Genomic DNA, 10,721 nt, shown 5'->3' with positions numbered 1-10,721 from the left:
CGTCTCCACCGTCTCTCCGATGCGTCCGACCGTCTCTCCAGCCCGTCAGCACCGCCTCAGCAGCGCCGGTGAAGGGGTATTTACGGATTAGGTCTGGGACCTGCAACCCCCATTTTGAAAAAACTCCACATTTTTCGTCGATTTCTTATGTTAGTTAATGAAAACAACAATTTACTTTAACAAATCAATCTCTCCAGCTCACGTTCGTTGTGCAGATTTCCCGAGAAGAACCAGATACATTCGCTTCTGAGATGGAATCGAGAGTCCAGGCAGAAAAGAGCGGCTTGTAAAACACCCTTGGGTCCTTCGATCGACGCAGACCTGACTATCAAGAATATCGTTCAGAGCACGCAAGAAACTGACTTGGGGTCACAATTGTTTTTTCGAGCGATTAACGCACTCTCACAACAGAGATGGTAACGCTGCCCGAACGCTCATAGGGGCTATGGTGTCGCGAGAGGTGCGAAAGATAGCATGGAATTCGATTATATCATCGTAGGCGGAGGTTCGGCCGGTTCGGTGCTGGCCAATCGCATGAGCGAAGATCCATCCACAAGTGTCTGCCTGCTTGAAGCTGGTGGCGGTGGGAACAGCCTTTTCGTCAGAATGCCTGCCGCCGTTGTTGCCGCACTACGGGGGCGCCCCAAGATCAACAACTGGGCTTTTGCAACGGTCCCGCAACCCGGGTTGAAGGGGCGCAAGGGCTATCAACCACGCGGCAAGGCACTGGGCGGCTCAAGCGCAATCAACGCCATGCTGTATGTACGCGGTCAGCGGCAGGACTACGATGGCTGGGCCGATCTGGGCTGCGACGGCTGGGACTGGGACAGCGTATTGCCATATTTCAAACGGGCCGAGAACAATGAGCTTGGCGCTGACAGCGTACATGGCGACAGGGGGCCGTTGCATGTTTCTCTGCAAAAAGAACCTCGTCCAATCACCCTTGCGTTCATTCAAGCCGCTCAGCAACTCCAACACCGCTATACTGAAGACTTCAACCGAGGCGACAACGAAGGCGTCGGCCTGTACCAGGTTACACAGTTTCACGACCCGGCAAAGAATGGTGAGCGTTGTTCTGCGGCGGCTGGTTATCTTTTTCCAATTTCCGACCGCCCGAACCTGACGGTCATCACGCATGCACATGCCAGTAGGCTGAGCTTTGAGGGCAAGCGCGCGTCGGGCGTTGTATACCGGGCGAGAGGCAAGGGCGCAGACATCGCCATTCGGGCGAAGCGCGAAGTCCTGCTGTGCGCAGGCGCTTTGAAATCGCCGCAACTGCTTCAGGTTTCGGGTGTTGGTGCAATGAGCGATCTTGAACCGCACGGAATCACTGTTCGCCACGAGTTGCCCGGCGTGGGAAAGAACTTGCAGGATCACCTGGATTTCACTTTGATCTTCAAAACCAGAGATACAGACAATTTTGGGATCGGCCCGGCAGGGGCAGCGCGAATGCTGAAGCATGTTCATCGATGGGGCAAGACGGGCGTCTCGATGGCGGCTACCCCCTTTGCCGAAGGCGCGGCGTTTTTGAGAACCTCCCCTGACCTAGAGCGTCCCGACATCCAGCTGCATTTCACTATCGCAATGGTCGATGATCATGCCCGCAAACTGCACTACGGGTACGGATATAGCTGTCATGTCTGCAAACTGCGCCCGGACAGCCGGGGGACAGTCAGTTTGAACAGCTCCGACCCAATGGAAGTACCCTCTATTGATCCGGGGTTTCTTTCAGATGCACGCGATCTGGATACAATGATCAAGGGCGCGCGAATGACACGGGACATCCTGCAGGCTCCTGCATTAGACAACTATCGGCACAACGAGTTGTTCGGTACGGATACTGCCAAAACCGACGCTGATTGGGCGGAGCATATCCGCGCCCGCGCCGACACGATCTATCACCCTGTAGGCACCTGCAAAATGGGCGTGGACGAAATGGCGGTCGTCGACCCCCAGCTTTGTGTGCGGGGGCTTGAAGGTCTGCGAGTCGTTGATGCCTCGGTGATGCCGACCTTAGTGTCGGGCAATACAAATGCACCCACAATCATGATCGCGGAAAAGGCCGCAGACATGATCAAGGCGGCTGCCTTGTAAATGCACTATTGGCCCTTCATCAGGGCCTCAAGCCCAACCCGGTAATTGGGATAGATCAGATCAATACCAAGCTCATCCTTAATCCGGTCGTTTCGAACCCGCTTGTTTTCGTTGTAGAAACTGCGCGCCATCGGCGTCAGATCGGCGTCGTCGAACCGGACTGCAGGAGGCAGGGGCAAACCCTGTAACTCGGCAGCGTATCCAATGACATCCTGCGGCGGGACAGGTTCGTCGTCACATACATTATAGATCCGTCCCGGATTCGGCTTCATCATCGAGGCTTTCAAGATCTGCGCGATGTCTTCCACATGAATGCGCGAAAACACCTGCCCCGGTTTGATAATGCGCCGCAATCCACCACGCCTGAGCTTGGAAAACGGCCCGCGCCCCGGTCCATAGATACCCGCCAAACGGAAGATATGAACAGGCAGCCCCGGAATTGCCGACCATTGCTCCTCGGCCAGCATACGCCATCTGCCGCGCCTGGCGGTCGGTGCAGGCGGCGTGTCTTCGTCAACCCACCCACCCTGATGGTCGCCATAGACGGCCGTTGTCGACAAATAGCCCACCCATTTGAATTGACGGGCCCGCTTGGCGATTTCATCGCCCAGCGCCGCCAACACCGGATCGCCTTCTTCATTTGGCGCAGTCGAGATCAGCAAATGGCTCACCCCATCGAGGTTCAGCGCCTCACCCGGCCAGATCAGCGGTTCGGCGCCAGAGGCCCGAATTGCAGCCATCCCTTCACGGTCTCGCGTCGTGCCAACAGTTTTCCAGCCCTTCGGGGCAAGGATTCGGGACAGGGCCTGAGCAGAATAGCCATGGCCAAATGAAAAGAGCATCTTGGTCATGCACCTTTGATGATCTGCGCCGTGCCGGGATGCAAGCGCCGCATGGACGCACTTGAATCGAATCTTCGATTGCGCCTTTCTGTTGGTCATGAGCAAGAAAACACCTGACCTGCATTCGGCCTACGCGCTGAGTTCTCCGGACGAGAACAAACAGCTCTATGCAGAGTGGGCGGGAGATTATGATGACGGTTTCGCTGCGCGCGAAGATTATCAGCTTCACACCCACACGGCTCGGGCATTTGTCGGTGCGGGTGGTCAGGGGCCCGTTCTGGATGTCGGAGCGGGAACCGGCCTGTGCGGCGCGGTGTTGTCGGCGCTTGGCGTCGGACCCATTGATGCAACCGATATCAGCGCAGAAATGCTGGATCAGGCGATGCGCAAGGACATTTACCGGGACGCGATCGAGGCTGATCTGACACAGGGCATCCCTGTTCCGCGTCACAGCTATTCCGGCATAGTTTCATCCGGCACTTTCACACATGGTCATTTGGGCCCCGAGGTGCTGCCCGCGCTGTTACGCGTGGCTCGCCACGGGGCGCAGTTTGCCCTTTCGATCAATGCGCGCCATTTCAAGGAACTGGGTTTTGCTGAAGCGTTCCGCAAACTGGAACAGGGTCAGATTCGCAACCTGACCCTGCCCGAAATCCGTATATACGGAGATCTCGCAGCTGGCCCCAACAAGGATGACACCGCCCTGATCGCTTTGTTTGAACGGGTTTGAGTCCGGTTATCCGGACGCAACCAAGCCACCCGCTTCAACCATGTGCATCGCATTCGCCTCAGGTCGCGTAGTCCGAACTTTCGGAATCAAGGATTGCTTTGATCTCACGCAGGTGCGCTTCGGCCTGATCGGGATAGTCATCCAGCTCTCGCGCTGTTTTTTCGGCAACATCATCGGACAAGACGCGCAGGGGTAGTCCGGTCTGCAAGGCACGAATGTAGGTTTCGGCCGCGCGTTCGAAATAATACAGCCTGTTAAAGGCATCGGCAGGGTCGCTGCCGATGATCAGAACACCGTGATTGCCCATGATCATGACCTTCTTCCTGGGATCGGACAGCATCCCGGCGCAGCGTTCACCCTCACTTTCAAAGGCCAGACCTCCAAATTCTTCATCTACCACGTAACGGTCGTAAAAGGTTGCCGTGTTCTGATCGATTGGCGGCAATGAACTGTCGGCCAAAGAGGCCAGAACAGTCGCAAAGATCGAATGCACATGCATGACGCAACGCGCATGAGGGCAGTGGCGGTGGATTGAGCCATGCAGCCCCCAGGCCGTCGGGTCCGGGGCACCAGGTTGTTCCATCACATGCGGGTCTTTGGCATCCAGCAACAATAGATCCGAGGCACGAATGCGCGCAAAGTGCACCTGATTGGGGTTCATCAGAAACCGCGTGCCGTCATCATTCACCGCCAGGCTGAAATGGTTGGCAACCGCCTCATGCATGTTTAGCCGGGCCGTCCAGCGGAAGGTGGCGGCCATATCCACGCGCTCTGACCAATGGTCGATATTGGGACGAAGACTGGTGAGGCTCATGCTTGGCTCCTTTCGCGGCTGGTCGTGGCCAAACCTGCATGGGGTCCGGCGGTTTGACCAACGAAAAAAACACGACTATCCCATTAGCTGAACTTATGCCGAGGTTATGTAGATGCAGAACTCGCTTCCTCCGCTGGGCTGGTTGCGCACTTTTGAAGCCGCCGCACGCCATCTCTCGTTTACTGGCGCGGCGCGAGACCTGAACATGACGCAAAGCGCCGTCAGCCAACAGATCAAGTCTCTGGAAGGGCATCTGGGGCAGCCACTGTTTCTGCGTCGACCCAAAGCATTGGAACTGACCGAGGCCGGAATCACATATCTGCCAGTTGTGCGAGAGGCCTTCCGGACGCTTATGCGCGGAACCCGGGCGGTTACTGGTGCGCAGCCAAACGCGGTGCAGGTGCAATGCAACATCGGCTTTGCCGTCAACTGGCTGGCCCCGCGCCTGCCGGCATTTCGGACAGAACATCCGGATGTTCAACTGAATATCTTCACCGAGCTTTGGGAGTCGCGCGAAATGGCCGAAGGCGCAGCGGTCGAGATTCGGTTCTCGCTTCGACCGTCGGATACAGTCCGAACCGAAATTCTGCGCACCGAACACTACTATCCGGTCTGCGCTCCCGGATATCAGGTGTGTCTGGAAAATCTTCAGGAACAGCCACTTTTCGACTGCTCCAACCTGCTGTCCAACTGGCCAAGTTGGGCGGAAGATCAGGGCCTAAATTGGGAAAATTCGCCGATAACCTACGCGACCACCTATCTGGTTTGCCTGTCAGCGGTCATGGCTGGCGGCGGTCTGTGCCTGGCTCATGATACTATCGCGTGTCATCTGATCGAGCGCGGTCAACTGGTTGCGCCGTTTGAGCACCGCGTTCAAATGCCGGAGTCCTACTATCTGCTGTTATCCCCACAGGCCGAGGATACACCCGGAGCCGTAGCCTTTGCTGATTGGGTACGGCGAGAAATCGGGGCTGCGGCATAAAGGGGATTACTCCCGCCCAACGGCAATGCCCCGCCGGGGCATCTTCGTAGGTTGGGCCGAGCAGCGCTGACGCGCTGCGGGCGCGCCCGGACCAGAAGGCATACCCAATACACATGAGGATTCCATAACAGCGAAGAACCGGGGTTGCACCCGCTGGCGCATTCGTGAAAGTTGAGCCATGGAATACATACCCTTCCCAAGCTGGCCCGAAGTCGCCCCTAAATTGATCGCAGTTGCAGCCGGACGTGAGGCGGCAGACACGGTCATTCAGGGCGGAATCTGGGCGAACGTACACAGCCGCGAATTGCTGCCCGATCATTCTGTGGCGATTGCCGCCGGGCGAATTGCCTTTGTCGGACCGAATGCCTCGCATTGCGTCGGTCCGGAAACAGAAATCATCGACGCGCAAGGGCGTTACATTTTGCCCGGCTTGTGTGACGCGCATATGCATATCGAATCCGGCATGCTGACTCCGGCCGAATTTGCACGTGCGGTCATCCCCCATGGCACGACCAGCATGTTCACCGACCCGCATGAGATCGCCAACGTGCTGGGTCTGGACGGCGTGCGCATGATGCATGACGAAGCGATGATTCAACCGGTCAATATCTTCACTCAGATGCCGTCCTGCGCACCATCCGCACCCGGGTTGGAAACGACAGGCTGTGAAATCACGCCCGAAGACGTGACCGAGGCGATGAACTGGCCCGGTATCATCGGGCTGGGTGAGATGATGAATTTCCCAGGTGTGATCCATGGTGATCCCAAGATGCTGGCCGAAATAGCCGCCACTCAACGGGCCGGGAAAACCGTCGGAGGGCACTATGCTTCGCCTGATTTGGGGCCTGATTTTGCAGCTTACGTGGCCGGTGGCCCGGCAGATGATCACGAAGGCACATGCGAGGCCGACGCCATTGCCCGGGTTCGCCAGGGGATGCGCTCGATGATGCGTCTGGGCTCGGCCTGGTATGATGTGGAAAGCCAGATCACTGCCGTGACCGAAAAAGGGCTGGATCCGCGCAACTTCATTCTATGCACGGATGACTGTCATTCCGGCACATTGGTAAATGACGGGCATATGAACCGCGTCGTACGTCATGCCATTTCTTGTGGGTGCGACCCTCTGGTTGCGCTGCAGATGGCGACGATCAACACGGCAACTCATTTCGGGCTGGAGCGCGAAATCGGATCCGTCACTCCGGGGCGAAGAGCGGACATCATCCTCAGTTCAGATCTGACTGAGTTGCCGATTGCGATGGTGATGGCCCGCGGGCAGGTGGTAGCGGAAAACGGAGCCATCAAGATGGATTGTCCACATCTGAACTGGCCCGAAAAAGCGCGCAACACCGTTCACCTGGGGCATGAACTGACGTCGGCCGATTTTGAGATCAAGGCACCGGAAGGAGCCAACAGAGTTCAGGCCAACGTCATCGGCGTGGTGGAGAACCAGGCGCCGACCAAGGCGCTGAAAGCAGAATTGCCGATCATTGGCGGTCTGGTCGAAGGCGAAGGCGAGGTGTGTCAGATCGCTTTGGTTGAACGGCACCGGGCCACCGGGGGTGTCACCAACGCTTTCGTTTCGGGCTTTGGATATCAGGGAAAAATGGCCATGGCCTCGACCGTGGCGCATGACAGTCACCACATGATCGTCGTCGGTACGGACCGGGATCAGATGGCGCTGGCCGCAAACCGCCTGGCCGAAATGGGCGGTGGCATCACCTTGTACCGTGACGGGCGGGAACTGGCGCTGGTCGAACTGCCCATCGCTGGCCTGATGTCCGACAGTCCTGCTGCCGAAGTCGCGGCCAAGGCTGATAAGATGGTGCAAGCCATGCAGGACTGTGGCTGTCATCTGAACAACGCGTACATGCAGCACTCACTGCTGGCGCTGGTCGTAATTCCGGAACTTCGAATCTCGGATCTCGGACTGGTCGACGTGCGCACATTTGAAAAAATAGATCTTCTGGAACCATTGGCATGACAACACTCCTGACCCCCGAAGCACCCGCGCCAGAGCAGTTTACCGATCCCGCCGCCGCCGTTGCACGGCTGGAAGAGCTTTACGTCCAGGCGACCGATTTCCTTTGCGACAGTTTCTCGGAAGCCATGGGAAATGGAGCGCCTGCCGCGCGATATAGAGCCTATTACCCGGAAATTCGCATCAAAACCTCGACCTATGCCCAAGTCGACAGCCGCCTGAGCTTTGGTCACGTGTCCGAACCCGGCGTTCACGCCACGACGGTGACGCGCCCGGATTTGTTCAGATCCTACCTGACCCAACAGATCGCACTGTTGATCAAGAACCATGGCCAGCCTGTGACAATTGCGGCGTCGGACACACCGATTCCGGTGCATTTTGCCGTGGCAAACAATCCCGATCTGGTTGTACCTCATCAGGGGGCGGCTGACTTCACCCTGCGCGATGTGTTTGACGTTCCTGACCTGACAACCACCAATGATGACATCGTCAATGGTGTGCATGACCATGAAGACGCTGTTGGTCCCTTGTCTCTTTTTACTGCCCAACGCGTGGATTATTCGCTTGCGAGGCTGGCACACTATACCGCAACTGACGCAGGTCACTTTCAAAACCACGTGTTGTTCACAAACTACCAGTTCTATGTCTCGGAATTCGAGAACTACGCCCGCGAGCAATTGGCGGATCCTGCCAGCGGCTATACCAGCTTTGTTTCAACCGGCAATGCCGAGATCACGGACCCCAAGGCACCTATCGAACAACCGCTGAAACTGCCACAAATGCCAACCTACCACCTGAAGCGCGAAGATGGTTCGGGAATTACGCTGGTGAACATCGGTGTTGGCCCATCCAATGCAAAAACCGCCACCGACCATATTGCAGTTCTGCGCCCGCACGCGTGGCTGATGGTTGGTCACTGCGCCGGGTTGCGCAACACACAGGCATTGGGCGATTTCGTTCTGGCCCATGCTTATTTGCGCGAAGACAAGGTTCTGGATGACGATCTGCCGGTCTGGGTGCCGATCCCGCCTCTGGCCGAAGTGCAGGTCGCGCTGGAACACGCCGTGGCCGAGGTGACCAAACTGGAAGGTTACGAGCTGAAGCGGATCATGCGAACAGGCACAGTGGCCTCGGTCGACAACCGAAACTGGGAATTGCGCGATCAGTCCGGTCCGGTCCAGCGTCTGAGTCAGTCCCGGGCAATCGCGCTGGATATGGAAAGTGCCACCATTGCAGCGAACGGCTATCGGTTCCGCGTTCCGTACGGCACTTTGCTGTGCGTTTCGGACAAACCCCTGCACGGAGAATTGAAGTTGCCGGGCATGGCGTCTTCCTTCTATACCACGCAAGTCAGCCGGCATCTGGCCATCGGCATCAAGGCGATGGAGCACTTGCGCGGCATGCCGTTGGAGCGCTTACACAGCCGGAAATTGCGCTCCTTCGACGAAACAGCCTTTCTCTGACGCAAAAAAGCAACGTTTTCCCCATATTTTTAGGGTTTTCAGCGCTACTATTCGTTGTGTTTAGCCACAATATCCCGTTACAGTTACGCGGTGAGGCCCTATAGATCGGGCACGTTAAGGAGACCAAGAAATGGCAAAGCCTATGACAAAGACTCAGCTGGTTGCTGCTCTCGCTGAGGAAATGGGAACCGACAAGAAATCTGCGAACTCCGCGCTGGAGGCCATCACCGGCCTGATCACCCGCGAAGTTTCGGCCGGTGGCGCAGTGACCCTGCCCGGCGTCGGAAAAATCTACTGTCGCGAACGCCCCGAGCGTCAGGTCCGCAACCCGGCAACTGGTGAGACCTTCACCAAGGAAGCCGACAAGGTTGTGAAAATGACCATCGCCAAAGCACTGAAAGACAGCGTGAACGGCTGATTTCAACTTTCGGGACAACGATAGAGAGCCGCCTTCGGGGGGCTCTTTTTCTTTTGCGTCAATGTTTGGTGCGTGTCGGGTTTGAACCAGATTCCGACACCATGTTTCGGTTCAGAATGCGTCACTAACGTCACAAATCGCCTTCCATGCAGGCATCGGCCTGAACGTGGGAATGTGAACCGGCGAAATCTTGCCGTGCCGTTGACGGGCCTCTTTCCATAACTTGCCTGATCGCCTTACAACTCCGTTAGTCTTCGAACCGGCAATGAAACGTCTTGCAAACCATCGTACGTAGAAAGAAATCGACTTGGCCACGCGTGTCCGGCGCCGCCCGATCCGCGATCGCGGTGGGCCTCTTTGCACTTGTCTCTGCCTGCGCGCAAAACACAACCAATGAGGATCTCAATCCTGAACGTCAGTTGATGGCTCTGCAAGAGGTCTCGAAGAAGCGGTCAAGAGGGCAGCGAGTGTGGTGCGTGCCCTACGCGCGAGACCTTAGCGGTATAGAAATTCGCGGCAATGCGAAGGACTGGTGGGGGAAAGCTCGAAAAACGTTTGAGCGAGGCAAGGAACCGGTTGTTGGAGCGGTAATGTCGTTTCGGGCAACCCGCGGGATGCCCCTGGGCCATGTGGCCGTCGTATCCGATATAGTCTCCGATCGCGAAGTCATTGTGAATCACGCCAACTGGCACCGCAACAAGGTGTCGTTGCAAATGGGCGTCAAGGATGTCTCGAAAAACAATGACTGGACAGTGGTCCGGGTTGAAAGTCAACCGGGCCGGTATGGCAGTTCCTACCCGGTAAATGGGTTCATCTATCCGACAGCTGGCAAGTAACCTTTTTGAATTTCGTTTCGCGAACGAGTTGATCGCACCAAGCGCGACACTCAATTCAATCGTGCAGCGAAGACAATGGCCGTCCGCGTCGGGATACCGAGCGGTTGAAAAGTCCGCATATAGTACAAAACTGCGACATTGGACGATCAAAAAAAGGGCGCCAGAGGCCAAGCCACTATAGGTAAATGTTGACGATCTATCGACCAGCAGCTAACCTGCTGGTCGTTTTCGTTTAGAAATAAGAGCTTGTGACGTGCTGGAACCCAAGAAGGCTTCGCAAAAATCTGCGAACAAAATGAGAACTCGGCTTCCTCGCCTACCTGGAGGTTTCTCAGTCAATTTTTGCCGCAATCCACTTTGTGACCTTTACGGCGTGTTACCTGACCCACGAGATGGGCGCGGCCGACCAGCTAACCCTGGTTCGAACTTGGCGCGGGGCAAGGTCTCCGGGTCTGGAGGTGAGCGCACCTATGTTTGCCCAAGTTGTGGACGGTCTAGCATCCTCAAATCCAACAGGGCATTGGCGGAAGAATACGCAAGGCTCTCCCGCCTGAATAGAAGAAC

Annotated in this window: 9 protein-coding genes; 7 read left to right on the top strand and 2 right to left on the bottom strand. The window is 56.7% G+C overall.

Features of this window, described 5'->3' with window-relative positions; genetic code table 11:
* Nucleotides 1-474: 474 nt before the first annotated feature.
* Nucleotides 475-2,094 carry a GMC family oxidoreductase gene (locus AC2FJB_RS22460; protein WP_496721138.1) on the top strand — a complete coding sequence of 540 codons (1,620 nt, stop codon included), beginning with the start codon at nt 475-477 and terminating at the stop codon, nt 2,092-2,094.
* A 5-nt stretch (nt 2,095-2,099) separates the two neighbouring features.
* Here the strand turns inward: AC2FJB_RS22460 and AC2FJB_RS22455 are convergent, their stop codons facing one another.
* Nucleotides 2,100-2,945, bottom strand: a complete 846-nt coding sequence (locus tag AC2FJB_RS22455; protein WP_496721140.1) for an SDR family oxidoreductase — start codon at nt 2,943-2,945, stop codon at nt 2,100-2,102.
* 88 nt (nt 2,946-3,033) lie between these two features.
* On the opposite strand from AC2FJB_RS22455, the gene AC2FJB_RS22450 reads away from it, so the two are divergent.
* Complete coding sequence (locus AC2FJB_RS22450; protein ID WP_496721142.1) at nt 3,034-3,666, top strand: class I SAM-dependent DNA methyltransferase; 633 nt, start codon at nt 3,034-3,036, stop codon at nt 3,664-3,666.
* A 58-nt stretch (nt 3,667-3,724) separates the two neighbouring features.
* Here the strand turns inward: AC2FJB_RS22450 and AC2FJB_RS22445 are convergent, their stop codons facing one another.
* Complete coding sequence (locus AC2FJB_RS22445) at nt 3,725-4,480, bottom strand: class II aldolase and adducin N-terminal domain-containing protein (RefSeq protein WP_496721144.1); 756 nt, start codon at nt 4,478-4,480, stop codon at nt 3,725-3,727.
* 112 nt (nt 4,481-4,592) lie between these two features.
* On the opposite strand from AC2FJB_RS22445, the gene AC2FJB_RS22440 reads away from it, so the two are divergent.
* The 5 genes from AC2FJB_RS22440 to AC2FJB_RS22420 all read left to right on the top strand — a co-directional run bounded on the left by AC2FJB_RS22440 (nt 4,593) and on the right by AC2FJB_RS22420 (nt 10,157).
* Entirely contained in the window at nt 4,593-5,462 is an 870-nt protein-coding gene (locus tag AC2FJB_RS22440) for a LysR family transcriptional regulator (RefSeq protein ID WP_496721146.1), read from the top strand.
* Between the two features lie 178 nt (nt 5,463-5,640).
* Nucleotides 5,641-7,443: an adenine deaminase gene (ade, locus tag AC2FJB_RS22435; protein WP_496721148.1), complete on the top strand. Its 1,803-nt coding sequence runs from the start codon at nt 5,641-5,643 to the stop codon at nt 7,441-7,443.
* A complete protein-coding gene (locus tag AC2FJB_RS22430) occupies nt 7,440-8,903 on the top strand; it encodes an AMP nucleosidase (RefSeq protein WP_496721150.1) in 1,464 nt (487 codons plus the stop codon). The genes ade and AC2FJB_RS22430 overlap by 4 nt, the downstream gene beginning before the upstream one ends.
* Nucleotides 8,904-9,033: 130 nt before the next feature.
* Nucleotides 9,034-9,321: an HU family DNA-binding protein gene (locus AC2FJB_RS22425; protein ID WP_117871130.1), complete on the top strand. Its 288-nt coding sequence runs from the start codon at nt 9,034-9,036 to the stop codon at nt 9,319-9,321.
* Nucleotides 9,322-9,596: 275 nt separating this feature from the next.
* Entirely contained in the window at nt 9,597-10,157 is a 561-nt protein-coding gene (locus tag AC2FJB_RS22420) for a CHAP domain-containing protein (protein ID WP_496721152.1), read from the top strand.
* Nucleotides 10,158-10,721: the final 564 nt, after the last annotated feature.

The sequence above is a fragment of the Ruegeria sp. CDSC085 genome, assembly GCF_059610465.1.
The sequence above is the reverse complement of the archived record's forward strand: the minus strand, read 5'-3'. Positions and strand labels throughout refer to the sequence as shown.

Excerpts from the sequence above, each read along its gene's own strand:
- AC2FJB_RS22440 (WP_496721146.1), top strand. The coding sequence starts at position 4,593 with ATGCAGAACTCGCTTCCTCCGCTGGGCTGGTTGCGCACTTTTGAAGCC.
- AC2FJB_RS22450 (WP_496721142.1), top strand. The coding sequence starts at position 3,034 with ATGAGCAAGAAAACACCTGACCTGCATTCGGCCTACGCGCTGAGTTCT.
- AC2FJB_RS22455 (WP_496721140.1), bottom strand. The coding sequence starts at position 2,945 with ATGACCAAGATGCTCTTTTCATTTGGCCATGGCTATTCTGCTCAGGCC.
- AC2FJB_RS22430 (WP_496721150.1), top strand. The coding sequence starts at position 7,440 with ATGACAACACTCCTGACCCCCGAAGCACCCGCGCCAGAGCAGTTTACC.
- ade (WP_496721148.1), top strand. The coding sequence starts at position 5,641 with ATGGAATACATACCCTTCCCAAGCTGGCCCGAAGTCGCCCCTAAATTG.
- AC2FJB_RS22460 (WP_496721138.1), top strand. The coding sequence starts at position 475 with ATGGAATTCGATTATATCATCGTAGGCGGAGGTTCGGCCGGTTCGGTG.
- AC2FJB_RS22425 (WP_117871130.1), top strand. The coding sequence starts at position 9,034 with ATGGCAAAGCCTATGACAAAGACTCAGCTGGTTGCTGCTCTCGCTGAG.
- AC2FJB_RS22445 (WP_496721144.1), bottom strand. The coding sequence starts at position 4,480 with ATGAGCCTCACCAGTCTTCGTCCCAATATCGACCATTGGTCAGAGCGC.